Here is an 18,034-nt window from a genome sequence, read left to right as displayed (position 1 = left end):
CCCATGGAAAAAGAAATCATCCGCAGCCCCCTCGTTCCAGAGACCGGCGGTCCCTTCAATCTGGCCATCCGCCACAGGGACATGATCTACATCTCAGGCCTCCCGCCCTTCCAAGAGGAGTTCTGTCAGCAACTGAGAGAAGCACGGCGCACCGGGCAACCGCTCCCTGCGATGCCGGACCTGCCAATGGAAGACCAGATCTGCATCGTGATGAATCACCTCAAGTGGCTGATGGAAGCGGCGGGCTCCAATATGGACTGCCTGCTCAAAGTCGTGGTGTGGCTCAAGGACCAGAACCAGATGGGCGCGTTCGACAAAATCTACCGCAGCTATTTCAGCAGCGACGAGACCATGCCCACGCGCACACGGATCCAGGCAGGCAGGACACCGTTTGACTGCGCGCTGGAAATCGACGCCATCGGCTACGTGCCCAAGGCCATCAATAGCCCCTCGCGCTAAGGCAACGCTGAACAAGTCCCATCATAAAAATCCGTCTTTTCACAGCCAAAGCCCTGGCTGATGATGGGCGGCATGAAGCAGCGAACACTCGCAGCAGCATCGGACCCGAGGCTCGGGATTCGGGATTCGGGCAATACCGCAAGTCCACGCGGCGCGAGGAGTTCCTCAAGACGATGGATGCCTTCGTGCCGTGGGCGGCGCTGTGCGAAGTGATCGGGCCGCACTACCCCAAGGCCGGCAACGCGTGCAGCACGTTCTTGATCGTGGACGCACAGAGCGTCAAGAACACTGACACCGCGGGTTTCAAGGGCCATGACGCGGGCAAGAAAGTCTCGGGCATCAAGCGTCACATCGCGGTGGACACGCAAGGCCTGCCGCACGCGGTGGCCGTGGCCACGGCCGAGGTGACGGATTGCAAGGGAGCGCTTCAAGCGTTGGCACGCTGCAAGTCCCACCTGAGCCGAGTGCAAAGCTTGCTATGCGACAGCGGCTACACAGGTCAGCCCTTTGCGCAGGGCGTGCAGGACATCCTAGGAAAGCATGTGAATGTGTAAATCGCCAAGCGCAGCGAACTGCACACCTTCAAGGTCATGCCCAAGCGCTGGATTGTTGAGCGCAGCTTTGCCTGGTTGGACAAGAATAGGCGCTTGTGGAAGAACTGCGAGCGCTGGCTCAATATCAACTTGCAGTTCATCCATTTAGCATTTTTTGGCCGTGCTGCTCAGGAGAGCGTGAACAGGTTCTAAGGCGCTGCCATAAATCGCACGCAGCTATTGTTTTTGATGTTTTGCCGCTCCTGGCGGCGTGGGAGCGTGGCATGCAACTCGTCAGCTGGAACACCCAATGGTACTGCGGCCTGGATGGCCGCGTGGATGCGCGGCGCATCGTGCAACAGGCACTGGCCATGGGTGATGTGGACGTGCTGTGTCTGCAGGAAATCGCCGTGAACTATCCAGGCCTGGCGGGCGCGCCAGGCGATCAGGTGGCCCAGGTGCAGGCCGCGCTGCCGGCGGGCTGGCAGGTGTTCTTTGGCGCGGCGGTGGATGAGTGGACCGCCGCGGGCCGCCAGCGCTTTGGCAACCTGATCGCCACGCGCCTGCCCGTGCTGCAACTGCAGCACCACCCGTTGCCATACCCGCCCGATGCCGGCGTGCGCAGCATGCCGCGCCTGTGCAGCGTGCTCACCGTGCAGGACCCCGCGCTGGGCCCGGTGCGCGTGATGACCACGCACCTGGAGTACTACTCCAAGCCCCAGCGCATGGCGCAGGCGCTGGCGCTGCGTGCGCTGCACCTGCAGGCCTGCGCGCAGGCTGCGCAGCCGCCGCAGTGTCTGGCCGACGGATCGCCGTTCCAGCCCAAGGCGCACACGCCCCATGCCGTGCTGTGCGGCGACTTCAACCTGCAGGCGCACGAGCCCGAATACGCCGCCCTGGCCGCTGCGCTGGCGGACGAGGAGGGCGCGACCGCGGGTCAGGCGGGCCAACCCCCGCTGTGGGACGCATGGCGACTGCTGCACCCCGGCACGCCCCAGCCGCCCACCTTCTGCGTGTTCGACCAGACCTACGCGCCGCAGCCGCTGGCCTGCGACTTCATCTGGGTCAGTGATTCGCTGAGGAGCCGGGTGCGCGCGGTGCGGGTCGATGGCGTGACGCAGGCATCAGACCACCAGCCCGTGCTGCTGGTGCTGGAATGAGTGACCGTGCGGTCAGGCCGGCTGTGATGCGGCGGGCTGCTGCTGTGCAGGCGCCTCGCCGGCAGAAGGCGGCTCCCACTCGGCCCAGTCGGGGCCGAACAGCTCCGCCGGATGCTGGCTGCGTTCCGATCCGTTGCCGCACTGCATGGCATCGGCGGCGCAGTAGCGGTCGCAGCCCCAGCACGTGCGCTCGGGATGTGCGGGGTTCAGCGGAAACTTCTTGGCCATGGGGCAGGGCAGTTATCAAGGGGAAGCAGCCACTGTCGTCACCCGACCCCGGTAGGGTTTTGATGTACATCAAGCCATTTCCGCGCGGGGCAGCTCGTACGATGCAGCCCTTTGGATGAATCACCCCGCCTGAACACGCCATGGGACTGCTGCAAACCGCCAAGCAATGGGCGCGTGCGCTCAAGCGCGACGTGCTCGTCGTCTACCTGGCTGCGCGCGACCCGCGTACCCCCTGGGCGCTGCGCCTGCTGGCGCTCGCCGTGGCCGCCTATGCGCTGAGCCCCATTGACCTGGTGCCCGATTTCATTCCCATGCTGGGCTATCTGGACGACCTGCTCATCGTGCCCCTGGGCCTGGCGCTGGTGCTGCGCCTGCTGCCGCCGCCGGTGCTGCTGGCCGCGCGCGAGCGTGCCGCGCGCATGCTGGCGCGCCCGCGCAGCTGGCTGGCCGCGGCGATCATCATCATGCTGTGGGTGCTGCTGGCTGTGCTGCTCTTCGCCTGGTGGCGTGGTCGGTAAGGTCGCGGCAGCGGTGGCGTGTGCGGCTGCGACTATGCTCGGCAGTTGTCCCTCTTCTTCGTCTGAAAGCCTTTGCACATGCTGATGGGTCTAGCCGCCAACCGTTTGCACCACCATACCGAAGACGGGGCGCTGTTCGCCTTCCTGCGCGCCTGCGAGGCGGGCATACGCGAACTGCGGCTGGGCCTGCACACCGTGGGCCGCACCCATGATGCGATCGCCGCCGCCGGCATGCTGCAGGGCTACCGGCCGCTGGTGCGCTACCCCTATGGGCGCGAGGGCGGGCTGATGAAGCTCGTGGCCGAGGTGGTGGGCATGCCCGAGCCGGGCCGCACGCTGGACGGCGCCATCTACCTCATCGACCCGGTGGACCCGTCGTCCATCTTCCCGGAGGCGCTGGCGCTCAAGCGCCAGTGCGTGATCCACGGCAAGCCGTTCCTGTCCACCGTGGCCAGCGCGCGCGACTGGGTGGAGATGGAGCGCATGCATGCCGGCCTGCCGGCCGACCGTAATGCCGACCGCTTCCATGACTACAGCGCGCAGACGCTGGCGCTGATCGCCCACGATGCGATGAAGTCCGCCATGCTGGACTTTGCGGCGCGCAACTTCGAGCTGCTCTCGCGCTTTCGCCAGCGCGTGGCCACGGGCACCACGGGCCAGCGCCTGAACGAGCTGGCCTGGGCGCGCGGCTGGCCCGCCGATACGCCCTGGGTGCAGCGCTTCAACAGCGGCCCGCTGGGCGGCGACGCGCAGATTGCCGACTGGGTGCTGCAGCGGCGCTGCCACCGCGCCATCTTCTTCGAGGACCCGCACGTGGCGCGCCAGCACGAGGCCGACATCCAGTTGCTGGAGCGCGCCGTGACCACCGCCACGCACGACGCGGTATGCACCACCTCGCCGCAGGTGGCGCAGCGCTGGTGCGATGCGGCCGCACTGCGCGCCACGCGGTGATGCGCCTGTGAGGTGGCGACGCGCCCTCGCGGCGGCGTGTCTGGCGCTGGCCAGCACCGTCAGCCTGGCGCTGCCCACGTTCGATGAGGTGCGCGCCAGTTTCCGCTCGTCCGAGACCCTGGTGCTTTCGCGCGAGGGCGAGGTGCTGCAGCGCCTGCGTACCGACGCCACCGTGCGCCGCGGCCAGTGGCTGGGCCTGGCCGATGTGTCGCCCGCGCTGCGCCAGGCGCTGGTGCTGAGCGAGGACCGGCGCTTTTACGAGCACAGCGGCGTGGACTGGGCCGCGGTGTCGGCCGCCGCCTGGGGCAACCTGTGGAACCAGCGCACGCGCGGCGCCAGCACGCTGACCATGCAGCTGGCGGGGCTGCTCGACGGCCCGGATGCCGATTTCTTGCGCCAGGGCCCCGGTGGGCGCAGCGTGCCGCAGAAGCTGGGGCAGGCCGTGGCCGCACAGGTGCTGGACCGACGCTGGCGCAAGGACCAGATCCTGGAGGCGTACCTGAACCTGGTGCCGTTTCGCGGGGAGATCGTGGGCATCGACGCGCTGGCGCGCACGCTGTTCGGCAAGGCCGCGCACGGCCTGGATGAGCGCGAGGCCGCCGTGGCCGCGGCCCTGGTGCGCGCGCCCAATGCGCGGCCCGCATTGGTGGCCCGGCGCGCCTGCGGCGTGCTGCGCGATATGCGCCGCGCGGGTGGCAGCGGCACGCAGGGGGCTGATTGCGACGCGCTGGATCTGTTCAACACCGCCGCGTTGCAGCGCCGCGCGTTCGACGCCAGCCAGGGCATCGCGCCGCACTTTGCGCGCCAGCTGCTGCGCCAGGGGGCGCGCATGCCGTCGGGCAGTGCGCAGCAGCGCGTGCGCTCCACGCTCAGCGCGCCGCTGCAGCGCATGGCGGTGGACACGCTCACGCGCCACCTGCGCGAGCTGCGCGGGCGCAACGTGGAAGACGCCGCGCTGGTGGTGCTGGACAATGCCACGGGCGAGGTGCTGGCCTGGGTGGGCTCGTCCGGCCCCTTGAGCCAGGCGGCCGAGGTGGATGGCGTGCTGGCCCTGCGCCAGCCTGGCTCCACGCTCAAGCCCTTCCTGTACGCGCAGGCGATTGCCCAGCGGCGGCTCACGGCCGCCTCGCTGGTGCACGATTCGCCCGCGCACATCGCCACCGCCGGCGGGCTGTACATCCCGCAGAACTACGACCGCCAGTTCAAGGGCTGGGTGTCCGCGCGCACCGCGCTGGCCGCCTCGCTGAACGTGCCGGCGGTACGCACGCTGGTGATGGTGACGCCCGACGCCTTCTTCGAACAACTGCGGCGCCTGGGGCTGCCGCTGCCGGAGTCGGGCGGCTACTACGGCTACAGCCTGGCGCTGGGCAGCAGCGAGGTGCCGCTGCTGCACCTGACCAATGCCTACCGTGCGCTGGCCAACGGCGGGCGCCTGAGCCCCGTGGCCTATGCGCCCGCGCAGCGCCCGGTGTTCACGCCGGCGCTGGATGCCGGCGCGGCCTTCATCGTGGGGGACATCCTGTCGGATGCCAACGCGCGCGTGCGCACCTTCGGCACCGACAGCGTGCTGGCCACGCGCTTCTGGACGGCGGTGAAAACCGGCACCAGCAAGGACATGCGCGACAACTGGGCCGTGGGCTGGTCGCAGCGCTACACCGTGGGCGTGTGGGTGGGCAACGCCAGCGGCGCCGCCATGCATGACGTGAGCGGCACCAGCGGCGCAGCGCCCATCTGGGCCGAGGTCATGGGCTGGCTGCACCGCAGCACGCCCAGCCGCGCGCCGCGCCCGCCACAGGGCCTGGTGCGGCAGGCGGTGCGCTTCGGGCCGGGCGACGGCGGCCAGCCGCTGGAGAGTGCGCGGCAGGAGTGGTTCATGGGCGGCACGCAGCAAGCGTTATTTGCTATCGAAAGCGAAGCTGGTGGCGCAAGCGAGACGGGCGCTACAGGCACAAATGATGCAAATCCTGAAGCGGTAGCGTCGCGCATCCTGGCGCCGGCGTCGGGCACCGTGGTGGCGCTGGACCCGGACATTCCGCCCGCGCACCAGCGCCTGCAATTCACGGCGGGCGGTGTGGGCCGCGCGGCGGTGCGCTGGCGCATCGACGGGCGGATGGCCGGCAGCGGCGCGCAGTGGGCATGGCTGCCTTGGCCGGGCCGCCACCGCGTGGAGCTGGTGGACGCCCAGGGCAAGGTACTGGACCAGGTGCAGATCGAGGTGCGCGGCGCGGGCGTGCGCGCGCGGCGCTGACGCAGCGGCACGTGCGAGCCCGGCGCCTGGCGCCCGCGCCCGCGCTGCAAAATTTTCACAGTGCGCTCAAATCCTTCAAGCACGCGGCGCCGGGCTGGGACTACGATCCACGCTTTTCCGTCAACGCACTCACCAAGAGCCTGCCGGACTGGGAAGGCGCCGGCCATTCGCTGGCGCTCCAGGCGCGGCATGCTCGCACAGCCCGAGGGATTTGCCGTGGCCGACCTGTCCAAAATCACCTGCATCGAAGACCTGCGCGTGGTCGCTGAACGCCGCGTGCCGCGCATGTTCTATGACTACGCCGACTCGGGCTCCTGGACCGAGAGCACCTACCGCGCCAACGAAGACGACTTCCACCCCATCAAGCTGCGCCAGCGCGTGGCGGTGAACATGGAAGGGCGTACCACGGCCACCACGCTGGTGGGGCAGCAGGCCAAGATGCCCGTGTGCATCGCGCCCGTGGGCCTCACGGGCATGCAGCATGCCGACGGCGAGATCCACGCCGCGCGCGCGGCCGAGAAGTTCGGCATTCCGTTCACGCTGTCCACGATGAGCATCTGCTCCATCGAGGACATTGCCGAGAACACCAGCGCGCCGTTCTGGTTCCAGCTGTACATGATGCGCGACCGCGATGCCATGGCCCGCATGATCCAGCGCGCCAAGGACGCCAAGTGCAGTGCCCTGGTGCTCACATTGGACCTGCAGGTGATCGGCCAGCGCCACAAGGACATCAAGAACGGCCTGACCGCGCCGCCGAAGCCCACGCTGGCCAACATCATCAACCTCATGACCAAGCCCCAGTGGTGCTTGGGGCTGGCCGGCACGCGCCGGCGCACCTTCCGCAATCTGGTGGGGCATGTGAAGGGCGTGTCGGACATGAGTTCGCTGGCCGCCTGGACCAACGAGCAGTTCGACCCGCGCCTGTCCTGGGCCGACGTGGCCTGGGTGAAGGAGCAGTGGGGCGGCAAGCTGATCCTCAAGGGCATCATGGTCGAGGAGGACGCGCGCCTGGCCGTGCAGCACGGCGCCGACGCCATCGTGGTCAGCAACCACGGCGGGCGCCAGCTGGACGGCGCGCCGTCCGCCATCCATGCGCTGCCAGCCATCGTGGATGCCGTGGGCACGCAGACCGAAGTGTGGATGGACGGCGGCATCCGCAGCGGCCAGGACGTGCTCAAGGCCTGGGCGCTGGGAGCGCGCGGCACCATGATCGGCCGCGCCATGGTGTACGGCCTGGGCGCATTCGGCGAGGCGGGCGTGACCAAGGCGCTGCAGATCATCCACAAGGAGCTGGACGTGACCATGGCCTTCTGCGGCCACACCAACATCCAGAACGTGGACCGCTCCATCCTCGTGCCCGGCACCTATCCCACCGCGCCGCAGAGCTGACGCGTACTATTGTTTTAATAGCTGCTAGCGCTTGGTAGATAAGCGCTGGCGGCCGATTTGGCGTCGGGTATTCAGGATGGCCATCGCCATGGGCTGAGGCGCCCCTCGCCAATCGCAGGGGCTGCGCGGCGATGGCGCTGGCTATGCTCGGCGGCGCATGACCTCCTCCCTGACCGCCGTTGCACCCTGGCTCTGGGTGCCCGTGGTGCTGTTTGCCGCGCTGGCGCAGACCGTGCGCAACACCGCGCAGCGCTCCCTGACCGCCGAGCTGGGCACGCTGCCCGCCACGCTGGTGCGCTTTCTCTACGGCCTGCCGTTTGCCGGCGTGTGGCTGGCGTTGCTGTACGCCTGGCCCGCGCAGCCGCCGGCCGTGCCGCATTTCAGCGCCGCCTACCTGGGCTGGATCGCGCTGGGCGCGTTCTTCCAGATCGCGGGCACGGCCTTCCTGCTGCTGGCCATGGCCGAGCGCAACTTCGCCGTGGCCGTGACCCTGTCCAAGACCGAGGTGCTGCAGGTGGCGCTGTTCGCCAGCGTGTTCCTGCACGAACTGCCCACGCCGCTCGCGCTGCTGGCGATGGTGGTGGCCACGCTGGGCGTGCTGCTGCTGTCGCTGCCCCCGCGCGGGCAGCTGCTGTCGCCTGCGGCCTGGCTGAGCCGCCCGGCCCTCTATGGCCTGGCCTGCGGCGCCAGCTTTGCGATCGCCTCGGTGGGTTTTCGCGGCGGGGCGCTGGCGCTAGGGGCCGAGACGCCGTGGCTGTCGGGCGCCTGGGGCGTGCTGATCGCGCAGACGCTGCAGACGCTGGGCCTGGGCGCCTGGGTGGCGCTCAAGAACGAGCGGGGCCTGGCGCCGCTGTGGCCGGCGTGGCGCATGTCGCTGGTGGCGGGCAGCATGGGTGCGGCCGCGTCGCTGGCGTGGTTCACCGCCTACGCCATGCAGACCACGGGCGCCGTGCGCACGCTGGGCATGGTGGAGGTGGTGTTCAGCTACCTGGTATCGCGCCGCCTGTTCAGCGAGTCCTTCACGCGGCCCGAGAAGATCGGCATGGCGTTGATGCTGGTGGGGTTGGTGCTGACCTGCCTACAGGGCGTGTGAAGAGAAACATCCCCTGAGTCGCTTCGCGCCTTCCCCCCGCTCTCGCATTGCCGCGCAATGCGGGCAGGGGGACGCCACCAGCGCGGCGGGGCGGCCCTTGCGCGGTGGCCCACGCCGGGGGGCGCGCCAGTTTCCTAGGCGGCACGACTCGCGCAGCGCGCGACAATTGCGGCCGTGACCGCTACTGCCTCTGATCGCCGCATCGCCCACCTCGACATGGATGCGTTCTACGCATCCGTCGAACTGCTGCGCTACCCGCAGCTCAAGGGGCTGCCCGTGGTGATCGGCGGCGGCCGCCGCCCGCAGGACGAAGCGCTGGCCGCTGCCTACGCCGGGCGGCCGGGGGATATTCCGGTGGCGGCGTTTGCGCTGCTGAAGGACTACGCGGGCCGCGGTGTGATCACCACCGCCACCTATGCGGCGCGCCAGTTCGGCGTGGGCTCCGCCATGGGGTTGATGAAGGCCGCGCGCCTGTGTCCGCAGGCCGTGCTGCTGCCGGTGGACTTTGCTGCCTACCGTCGCTACTCCAGGCTTTTCAAAGAGGTAATCCTCTCCATCGCGCCGGTCATGGAAGACCGCGGCGTGGACGAGGTGTACATCGACTTTACGCGAGTAGCGGGCGGCCAGCGCGACGGCGGGCGGGTGCTGGCGCGGCTGATCCAGAAGAGCATCTTCGACGCCACGGGGCTGACCTGCTCGATCGGCGTGGCGCCCAACAAGCTCATCGCCAAGATGGCGAGCGAGTTCAACAAGCCCAATGGCATCTCCATCGTGCAGCCAGGCGACCTGCAGCCCCTGATCTGGCCGCTGGACTGCCGCAAGATCAACGGCGTGGGCCCCAAGGCCGAGGCCAGGCTGCTCGCCCACGGCATCCGCACCATTGGCGAACTGGCCCAGCGGCCGCTGCCGTGGCTGATGCAGCAGTTCGGGCGTTCCTACGGTGCCTGGCTGCACGACGCGGCCTGGGGGCGCGACGAGCGCGCGGTGGTGACCGAGAGCGAGCCCGTCTCCATGAGCCGCGAAACCACCTTTGAGCGCGACCTGCACGCGGTGCACGACCGCGCCGAACTGGGCCGCATCTTCACCGCACTGTGCGAGCAGGTGGCGGGGGACCTGATTGCTAAGGGCTACGCCGGCCGCACCATCGGCATCAAGCTGCGCTACGACGATTTCAAGATCGCCACTCGCGATCAGACAGTGGCGGACTTCACCCAGGATGCGGCCACCATCCGCCGCGTGGCGGGCCTGTGCCTCAAACGCGTGCCCTTGACCAAGCGCCTGCGCCTGCTGGGCGTGCGCGTGGGCAACCTGCTGCCCCAGGCAGCCGTTGCCCAGCAGGCGGCGGGTTGGGGCGAAAGCGCGCCGTTGTTCTGATGGGGTCGGGATGTCGCACCATGTTGGTGCGAATTTGCTTGACGTAAATCTAGGGGGAATTTCATAAAAGTTACACTCGTTTACTCACATTCCTGACAGCCCCGCAGAGGGGCCGTTTGTCCTTTCAGAGGTTCTGCATGCGTCTGAACGTCCCGGTCACGGGCCGCGGGTATGACTATCCCGCCGATGAGTTGCTGGTGTCTCTCACCAATACCCGGGGTGAAATCACCCACTGCAATCCCGCGTTCGCGCGGGTGAGCGGCTATTCCCATGACGAACTCATGGGCCAGCCGCACAACCTCGTCCGCCATCCCGACATGCCCCCGGCGGCCTTCAAGGACCTGTGGTCCACCATCGGCCGCGGCAAGCCCTGGACGGGGCTGGTCAAGAACCGCCGCAAGAACGGCGACCACTACTGGGTGCGCGCCAACGTGGTGCCGGTGCTGGAACGCGGCAAGCCCGTGGGCTACATGTCGGTGCGGGTGAAGCCATCGGCCGACGAGGTGGCCGCGGCCGACGCTCTGTATGCGCGCATGCGCGCCGAGGCACAGTCCGGCCGCGTCACGCTGGTGCTGCGCGAGGGCGAGCTGCTGCACGCCGGCGCACGCGGCTGGGTGGAGCGTCTGGTACGCCTGGGTCTTACGGCCCGCATGGCCCTTACGTTGGCGGTGCTGTCCATCGCGGTACTGTTGCCCGACGTGCTGGGCCTTGCGGGCTGGGCGGCCGTGGCGTGGCGGGCTGCCGCGCTGGGGCTGGGCGCGGGCGTCATGCTGAACTACTTTCACCGCCACTTCTCGACCGCGCTGGAGGAGGCCGAGCGGTTTGCCGGCGACATCGCGGGCTGCAACCTGGCCACCACGGCGCGCACCGACTATTCGGCGTCGCTGGGAGCGCTCATGCGCCGTCTGGTGCAGATCCAGATCAACCTGCGCGCCGTGGTGGGCGATGTGCGCACCGAAGTGCAGGGCTTTTCTGCCGCCGCCACGCAGGTGGCGCAGGGCGGACGCGAACTGTCGGCGCGCACCGAAGCGCAGGCCGGCAGCCTGCAGCAGACTGCAGCCGCCATGGAGGAACTGGCCAGCACCGTGGCCCACACGGCGGATGCGGCGGCGCAGATGGCGAGCGAGAGCGAGCGCAATATGGCCGTGGCCAGCCGCGGCGGCGCCGCCATCGCCGAGGTGGCGCAGTCCATGGAGCACATCCGCCGCTCGTCGGCGCGCATGGGCGAGATCATCGGCGTGATCGAGAGCATTGCCTTCCAGACCAACCTGCTGGCGCTCAACGCCGCGGTGGAAGCCGCGCGCGCGGGCGAGCAGGGCCGCGGCTTTGCCGTGGTGGCGGGCGAGGTGCGCGCGCTGGCGCAGCGCAGTGCCACCGCCGCCAAGGAGATCAGCGGCCTGATCGGCCAGACGGTGGACGGCATCGCCGATGGCAACCGGCGCATGGCGCAGGCGGGCCGGACCATTGAGGAGATGGTGGATGCGGTGCGGCGCGTGAGCACCCAGGTGCGGGAGATCACGACCGCCACGCGCGAGCAGTCCGAAGGCATCGGCCAGGTGAACGAGGCCATCGTCCAACTCGACAGCGTGACGCAGCAGAACGCCGCGTTGGTGGAGGAGTCGGCCGCCGCGGCCCAGGCGCTGCGCGCAGGCGTGACCTCGTTGGGCCGCAGCGTGGATGTATTCCGCCTGGGCTGACGGGCCGTCCAGCGCGTGGCGCTTTCGGTGAAAAGGCACGCGCGGCCACCGGCTGCAGGGGGCCGTGGCGGTGCCGGGCCGTGCGCTGCTACGGGCGCGCTGCTGCCCTGCCAGGGCCGCTTTATTGCCGCGCGGTGCGCACGTTGCGTGGCAGCTGCTGCGGGTGGCTGGTGCGCAGGGGGTTGATGTCCAGCCCGCCGCGGCGTGTGTAGCGCGCGTACACGGCCAGCTTGATGGGGCGGCAGCGCGTCCAGATGTCCATGAAGATGCGCTCCACGCACTGCTCGTGGAATTCGTTGTGGTTGCGAAAGCTCACCAGGTACTGCAACAGGCCGGCCTGGTCGATCTGCGCGCCGCTGTAGGTGATCTGCACGCTGCCCCAGTCGGGCTGGCCGGTCACCAGGCAGTTGCTCTTGAGCAGGTGGCTCACCAGCGTCTCGGTCACCGGGGCCTCGTCATGGTGTGCGGCCAGCAGCTCGGGCGCGGGCTGGTAGCGCGTGCATTCCACGTCCAGGCGGTCCAGCAGCAGGCCGTCCAGCTCGTGGATGGGCTCGCGGTCGAAGGCCTCGGGCAGCAGCAGCGTCACGCCCACGGTGCCGGGATGCTCGGCGCCGCGCCACACGGCCTCGCTCACGTCGGCGCGGATGCGCGCACGCACTTCGGCCTCGCTGGCAAAGCGGGTGTTGTTGAAGCTGTTCAGGTACAGCTTGAACGACTTGCTCTCGACGATGTGGGGCGTCTCGCAGGGAACGGTGATGTGGGCGATGGCCACCTGCGGCTTGCCGCGCAGGTTGAGCCAGGACAGCTCGAACGCCGTCCACAGGTCCGCGCCGAAGAAGGGGGCGTTGCCGTCGATGCCGATCTCGGCGCGCTTGTCCGCGCGCGGGATGGGAAACAGCAGCGACGCGTCGTACTGGTCGGCATAGGCCGAGGCCTTGCCGAGCTGGGAGTGTTCCGGGGTGTTCATGGTGTGCTATGGATTGGATAGCTGCTGGCGCTTGTCGAATAAGCGCTAGCGGCCCATTTCATTTGAATTCCCGTTCGCGCAGCCATTTGGTGGCGATCCACTTCTCGCCCTCGATCACCGAGGCGCCGCCGTGCAGCGTGCGCGAGCTGGGGTGGGGCCGTTCGTAGCTGAAGAACACCGCATTGCCCTGGCGCGGCGCCACCTCCAGGGGCACGTCGGGGAAGGTGGTGCCGCCGCCCTTGAGCGGGTTGTTCAGGTAGATCACCAGCGTTGCCACGCGCTGGCCGCCGCGGCGCACGATGGTGGAGGTGCCGGGCTGGTCGGGGTCGAAGTAGTCGTAGTGCGGCTTGTATTCCGCGCCGGGGCGGTAGTGCAGCACCTGCAGGCCTTCGCCGTTCTGGATGGGCCAGCGCACCAGGCGGGCGATGCGCTCTTCCAGCCGCTGCACCACGGGCGTCTCGCCGCGCTGAAAGAACATGCCGTCGCTGGTGCGGTCCGCGTTCACCTCTTCGCCGCCGGTGGTGGTCTGCACGGTGAGCGAGCGCGCCATGCGCGGCCGTGCGGCATCGATGATGGCCTGGCATTCCTCGGGCGACAGCAGGTTGCCGAACAGCACCACGCGCGGGTGGGCCATCGACATCAGCACCTCGACCTGGCGGTCGCCCACGTCGATGAAGAGCGGCGCGTCGGCGATGTCGGGCTCGGGCACCGGCACGGCGGGCGGCAGGCCTTGCGGCTGCACCGCGCCGTCCAGATGCGCACGCAGTACCTCCTCCACCGCGCGCACGGCAACGCTATCGGCCCAGCCCGCGTTGCGCATGGCCTCGATCAGTGCGGGCGTGGCGATGCCGGCGCCGGACTGGTCGAGGATCCACTGGCGCAGCTCGGGCGTAACGGACTGGGAGGAGGCGAAGCTGTGATCGGGCATGGGCTTTCGTCGGGGCAAAGGTTTCAGGTGCGCTTGAGGCCCAGCACCTGCAGTTCGGCATCGCTCAAGCGCGACAGCACGTCGCTGCGCAGCGTCTGCAGGCGCTGGTGGTGGCGAAAGTCCAGGTCTACACCCTGCAGCGGCTGCACGCCGTCGGACGCGAGCGCATAAGCCTCGCCGGCCGTCTCGTTCACCAGCAGCCACATGCGCCGCACCTGGCCCCGCTGGCCGCCATGCGTGTGCTGGGCGGCAAACGCCTCCGCATCGGCGCGCCGGGTGAAGGTGGCTTTCAGGAATTCTTCGCGCATGAACGTGATCCACACGCCCCAGCCTTCGCGCACGGTGGCCTCGAAGGGCTGGTCGACGGCTTGGGTGGCGGGGTAGTGCGCGGTTTTGACGGCGTGGTTCATGGGGGGCGTCCAGGAAAGGAGGGGAACCCGTCTAGCTGCCGGCGGCGTGGCGGCGGAACACGAGCCGGTCGGGCTGGGACGAGGCCGGGTGGAAAGCATAGCCTTCCAGGTCGAATTCCTCCAGCCGCCGCGGGGTGGCCGCGCGCTGCTGGATGGCCCAGCGCGCCATCAGGCCGCGCGCGCGCTTGGCGTAGAAGCTGATGATCTTGTACTGGCCGGCCTTGTGGTCCTCGAACACGCATTCGATCACGCGCGCCCTGAGCACCTTGCGGTCCACGGACTTGAAGTACTCCTGCGAAGCCAGGTTCACCACCACCGGCGTGGCGTCCGCGGCCAGGCGCTGGTTCAGGTGTTCGGCGATGCGCGCGCCCCAGAACTGGTAGAGGTTGGCGCCGGCATCGGTCGCCAGGCGCGTGCCCATCTCCAGGCGGTAGGGCTGCATGCGGTCCAGCGGCCGCAGCACACCGTACAGGCCGCTCAGGATGGCGACATGCTGCTGCGCCCACTGCAGGTCTTCGAGGGAGAGCGACTGTGCCTGCAGCCCTTCGTACACGTCGCCGTTGAAGGCCATCACCGCCTGGCGCGCGTTGGTGGCCGTGAAGCGCGGCTGCCAGGCCGCATAGCGCGCCACGTTGAGGGCGGCCAGCGGGTCGCTGATCGACATCAGCGCGGCCACTTCCTGCGGTGACTTCTCGCGCAGCACCGCGATCAGGCGCTGTGTGTCGGGCACGAACGCGGGCAGCGTGTGCGGCAGGCCGGCGGGCAGGGGGGTGTCGTAGTCCAGCGACTTGGCGGGCGACAGCAGGAACAGCACGGTCATTACTCCCAATGTGCGAGCTGCCGTGGCTATCAGCTGAATATGCCTCTAAGGCTTATCCATCAAGCGCCAGCAGCTCATTTATCGATAGCGTAAAACGCCACCGGGGGCATGACGCCCCCGGTGTTCTGCCATGGCGCGGGCTTAGGCGGCCGCGTTGTCCTGGTCGAACGGCAGCTGCATCGCACCCAGGTCGCGGCGGGTTTCCACCAGCACCAGCGGACCTTCATCCAGCACCACCACGGGCGCACGCTCGCGCGGCACGTGGACGGGCTTGGGCTCGGCCGCAATCGCGGCCTGCGCGGCGGCGATCTTCTGGGCGTCGGAATTCACCCATTGCAGGCCCGAAGCCTGCGCCACCTGCTGCAGCGTGTCCACGGGCAGCGTGAATGCCTGCACGCGCGGCATGCCGCCGGTTGCCGGCGCTACCGCGGTGGCAGCCGGAGCCGGTGCGGGCACAGGTGCCGCTGCAACGGGCGCGGGCGCCGGTGCGGGGACTGGCACGGCGGCCGGGGGTGGCGTCACTGCGGCCGTGGCTTCGGGCGCGGCTTGCGGCGCTGCCGCCGGGGCAGATGCCGGAGCGGAGGCGAAATAGCTGCGGCGTGCGGGGGCGGAGTCTTCCTCGGCCGCCGCAGCGGGAGCGGGGAGGTCCAGGTCCATCAGCGGCGCGGCAGGCGCTTCGGCATCGGGCCCGGTGGCGCTGGCCTCGGCATTGCGCGGGCCGCGCTCGCCACGTTCGCGGCGGTCGCGTCCATAGCGGTCGCGCGAACGGCGCTCGCGGCGCTCCTCGCCGGCGGGGGCCTCGGCGCCGGACGTACCGACTTCAGCGCCGGACAGGTCCATGTCCGGCAATGCGGCCAGGGGCGCAGTGTCGGCAAAGTCGGCGCCAGCGGCGGGGGCGTTGGCGTCGATGGTGCGCGGGCCGCGTTCGCGGCGCTCGCCGCCGCGTTCGCCACCGCGCTCACGGCGCTCGCCTCGTTCACCCCGTTCGCGGCGTTCACCGCGCTCGCCGGTGCGTGCCGTGCGCTCCTCGGTCACTGCCACGTCGGCATCGGTCGTGACCGGGGTGTTGGCCAGGTCGGCCGCAGACTGCACGGGCGGCTGTGCGTTGCGCTCACCGCGCTCGCGGCCGCCACGGCCTTCGCGCGGCTCGCGGCGGCTCTCGCCTTCCGCGCGATCGCCACGGCGTTCGCCGTCGCGGCCATTGCGTGGCTCACGCGGTTCGCGGTTCTCGCGGCCCTCGGCGCTGCGCTCGCCGCCACGGCCTTCGCCACGGCGGCCGCGGCCTTCGCCGCCTTCGCGGTTGCCGTTGCGCTCACCGCCACGCTCGCCGCTGCGTTCACCAGTGCGTTCGCCACGGCGACCGCCGCGCTCACCGCGACGCCCTTCGCCGCGTGCGCCGGGTTCCGCGGGCGTCTGCGCGGGGGCGGCCACAGGTGCGGGCGCGGGTGCGGCGCCAAAGCCGAACAGGCTCTTGATCCATGCGAAGAAGCCCTGCTCGGGCGCCGGTGCGGCGGCCGGGCGCTGGGGCGCAGGCGTGGGGGCCGTTGCCGGGCGCTGCTGGCCCTGGCCCTGCGGGCGCGTGGCGCCGCGGGCGGCGCCTTCGGGGCGCGGCTCGGCCACAGGGGCCGGCGCGTCGGGCAACACGCCCTTGATCACGGGCGTCTGCTTGTTGGTGGGCTCCTGCGAGCGGCGCGTGACCTTGGTCTGGTCTTCCTCCACGTCGGCCAGCTTGTAGCTGGCGTCCAGGTTTTCCAGGCGCGGGTCGTCGTGCTTGAGGCGCTCCAGCTTGTAGTGCGGCGTTTCCAGCGACTTGTTGGGGATCAGCACCACGGAGACGCGCTGCTTGAGTTCGATCTTGGCGATCTCGGTGCGCTTTTCGTTGAGCAGGAAGCTGGCCACCTCCACCGGCACCTGGCAGTGCACGGCGGCGGTGCTGTCCTTCATGGACTCTTCCTGGATCATGCGCAGCATCTGCAGCGAGAAGCCTTCCGTGTCGCGCACGTGGCCGGTGCCGTCGCACAGCGGGCAACGGATGTGCGCGCCTTCGGACAGCGACGGCTTCAGGCGCTGGCGGCTCATCTCCATGAGGCCGAACTTGCTGATGGTGCCGAACTGCACGCGGGCGCGGTCCTGGCGCAGTGCGTCGCGCAGGCGGTTTTCCACTTCGCGGCGGTTCTTGCTCTCCTCCATGTCGATGAAGTCGATCACGATCAGGCCGCCCAGGTCGCGCAGGCGCATCTGGCGGGCCACTTCGTCGGCGGCTTCCAAGTTGGTGCGCGTGGCGGTTTCCTCGATGTCGCCGCCCTTGATGGCGCGGGCCGAGTTCACGTCCACGCTGACCAGCGCTTCGGTGTGGTCGATCACGATGGCGCCGCCCGAGGGCAGGGTCACGGTGCGCGCGTAGGCGGACTCGATCTGGTGCTCGATCTGGAAGCGCGAGAACAGCGGTGCGTCGTCGCGGTAGCGCTTGACCTTGCCGGCATGCTCGGGCATGACGTGCGCCATGAACTGGTGCGCCTGCTCGTAGATGTCGTCAGTGTCGATGAGGATGTCACCGATGTCGCTGTTGAAGTAGTCGCGGATGGCGCGGATCACCAGGCTGGATTCCTGGTAGATGAGGAAGGCGCCCTTGCCGGCCTTGGCGGCGCCGTCGATGGCGGTCCACAGCTTGAGCAGGTAGTTCAGATCCCATTGCAACTCGGGCGCGGAACGGCCGATGCCGGCGGTGCGCGCGATGATGCTCATGCCCTTGGGGTACTCCAGCTGGTCCATCGCCTCCTTGAGCTCGGCGCGGTCCTCGCCCTCAATGCGGCGCGACACGCCCCCGCCGCGCGGGTTGTTGGGCATCAGTACCACATAGCGGCCGGCCAGGCTGATGAAGGTGGTCAGGGCCGCGCCCTTGTTGCCGCGCTCTTCCTTCTCGACCTGGACGATCAGCTCCTGGCCTTCCTTGATCACGTCCTGGATCCTGGCCTGGCTGGGTGATACGCCCTCGGCGAAGTACTGTTTGGAGATTTCCTTGAACGGCAGGAAGCCGTGGCGGTCTTCGCCATAGTCAACGAAGCAGGCCTCCAGCGACGGTTCCACGCGCGTGACGACGGCTTTGTAGATGTTGCCCTTGCGCTGCTCGCGCCCTTCGATCTCGATCTCGTAGTCCAGCAGCTTCTGGCCGTCCACGATGGCCAGGCGCCGCTCCTCGGGCTGCGTGGCATTGATGAGCATCCGCTTCATGATGCAATTCCTTTTCGTTGTGTCGTGG

The 18,034-nt window shown here is 69.1% G+C and carries 15 protein-coding genes and 1 pseudogene; 10 read left to right on the top strand and 6 right to left on the bottom strand.

The window, feature by feature from the left end:
* Positions 1 to 3 precede the first annotated feature (3 nt).
* The 3 genes and pseudogenes from I3K84_RS06915 (at position 4) to I3K84_RS06900 (ending at position 2,152) form a co-directional block, all read left to right on the top strand.
* A complete protein-coding gene (locus I3K84_RS06915; protein ID WP_196995774.1) occupies positions 4 to 459 on the top strand; it encodes a RidA family protein in 456 nt (151 codons plus the stop codon).
* A gap of 233 nt (positions 460 to 692) precedes the next feature.
* Positions 693 to 1,194, top strand: a pseudogene (locus tag I3K84_RS06905) (IS5 family transposase); the annotation flags it as partial.
* An 82-nt stretch (positions 1,195 to 1,276) separates the two neighbouring features.
* On the top strand, positions 1,277 to 2,152 hold the full coding sequence (locus I3K84_RS06900) for an endonuclease/exonuclease/phosphatase family protein (RefSeq protein ID WP_196995773.1): 876 nt from the start codon (positions 1,277 to 1,279) through the stop codon (positions 2,150 to 2,152).
* Between the two features lie 12 nt (positions 2,153 to 2,164).
* Here I3K84_RS06900 and I3K84_RS06895 read toward each other — a convergent pair whose 3' ends face one another.
* Positions 2,165 to 2,380 carry a DUF3079 domain-containing protein gene (locus I3K84_RS06895; RefSeq protein WP_011806421.1) on the bottom strand — a complete coding sequence of 72 codons (216 nt, stop codon included), beginning with the start codon at positions 2,378 to 2,380 and terminating at the stop codon, positions 2,165 to 2,167.
* 140 nt (positions 2,381 to 2,520) lie between these two features.
* On the opposite strand from I3K84_RS06895, the gene I3K84_RS06890 reads away from it, so the two are divergent.
* From I3K84_RS06890 to I3K84_RS06860, 7 genes are all read left to right on the top strand, one after another.
* Positions 2,521 to 2,898, top strand: coding sequence for a YkvA family protein (locus I3K84_RS06890; RefSeq protein WP_172208050.1), 378 nt, complete (start codon positions 2,521 to 2,523; stop codon positions 2,896 to 2,898).
* A 78-nt stretch (positions 2,899 to 2,976) separates the two neighbouring features.
* Complete coding sequence (locus tag I3K84_RS06885) at positions 2,977 to 3,849, top strand: methylglyoxal synthase (RefSeq protein ID WP_172208048.1); 873 nt, start codon at positions 2,977 to 2,979, stop codon at positions 3,847 to 3,849.
* Positions 3,821 to 6,097 (top strand): penicillin-binding protein 1C, encoded by a 2,277-nt coding sequence (pbpC, locus tag I3K84_RS06880; RefSeq protein WP_196995772.1) that lies wholly within the window; start codon positions 3,821 to 3,823, stop codon positions 6,095 to 6,097. The genes I3K84_RS06885 and pbpC overlap by 29 nt, the downstream gene beginning before the upstream one ends.
* A gap of 189 nt (positions 6,098 to 6,286) precedes the next feature.
* Positions 6,287 to 7,486 (top strand): alpha-hydroxy acid oxidase, encoded by a 1,200-nt coding sequence (locus I3K84_RS06875; protein WP_304511178.1) that lies wholly within the window; start codon positions 6,287 to 6,289, stop codon positions 7,484 to 7,486.
* Between the two features lie 157 nt (positions 7,487 to 7,643).
* Positions 7,644 to 8,579, top strand: a complete 936-nt coding sequence (locus I3K84_RS06870; RefSeq protein WP_196995771.1) for a DMT family transporter — start codon at positions 7,644 to 7,646, stop codon at positions 8,577 to 8,579.
* Between the two features lie 216 nt (positions 8,580 to 8,795).
* Positions 8,796 to 9,953 carry a DNA polymerase IV gene (locus I3K84_RS06865; protein ID WP_083766775.1) on the top strand — a complete coding sequence of 386 codons (1,158 nt, stop codon included), beginning with the start codon at positions 8,796 to 8,798 and terminating at the stop codon, positions 9,951 to 9,953.
* Between the two features lie 137 nt (positions 9,954 to 10,090).
* Entirely contained in the window at positions 10,091 to 11,650 is a 1,560-nt protein-coding gene (locus I3K84_RS06860) for a PAS domain-containing methyl-accepting chemotaxis protein (RefSeq protein WP_196995770.1), read from the top strand.
* Between the two features lie 121 nt (positions 11,651 to 11,771).
* On the opposite strand, the gene queF is transcribed toward I3K84_RS06860, so the two are convergent.
* From queF to I3K84_RS06835, 5 genes are all read right to left on the bottom strand, one after another.
* Positions 11,772 to 12,617, bottom strand: a complete 846-nt coding sequence (queF, locus tag I3K84_RS06855; RefSeq protein ID WP_123675885.1) for an NADPH-dependent 7-cyano-7-deazaguanine reductase QueF — start codon at positions 12,615 to 12,617, stop codon at positions 11,772 to 11,774.
* Positions 12,618 to 12,675: 58 nt separating this feature from the next.
* On the bottom strand, positions 12,676 to 13,545 hold the full coding sequence (locus I3K84_RS06850) for a 2OG-Fe(II) oxygenase (RefSeq protein WP_196995769.1): 870 nt from the start codon (positions 13,543 to 13,545) through the stop codon (positions 12,676 to 12,678).
* Between the two features lie 23 nt (positions 13,546 to 13,568).
* A complete protein-coding gene (locus I3K84_RS06845; protein ID WP_172208038.1) occupies positions 13,569 to 13,955 on the bottom strand; it encodes a hypothetical protein in 387 nt (128 codons plus the stop codon).
* Positions 13,956 to 13,986: 31 nt separating this feature from the next.
* On the bottom strand, positions 13,987 to 14,769 hold the full coding sequence (yaaA, locus tag I3K84_RS06840) for a peroxide stress protein YaaA (protein WP_196996075.1): 783 nt from the start codon (positions 14,767 to 14,769) through the stop codon (positions 13,987 to 13,989).
* A 147-nt stretch (positions 14,770 to 14,916) separates the two neighbouring features.
* Complete coding sequence (locus I3K84_RS06835; protein WP_196995768.1) at positions 14,917 to 18,006, bottom strand: Rne/Rng family ribonuclease; 3,090 nt, start codon at positions 18,004 to 18,006, stop codon at positions 14,917 to 14,919.
* Positions 18,007 to 18,034: the final 28 nt, after the last annotated feature.

The sequence above is a fragment of the Diaphorobacter sp. JS3051 genome (assembly GCF_015832135.1).
Lineage (GTDB): Bacteria > Pseudomonadota > Gammaproteobacteria > Burkholderiales > Burkholderiaceae_C > Diaphorobacter > Diaphorobacter nitroreducens.
The sequence above is the reverse complement of the archived record's forward strand: the minus strand, read 5'-3'. Positions and strand labels throughout refer to the sequence as shown.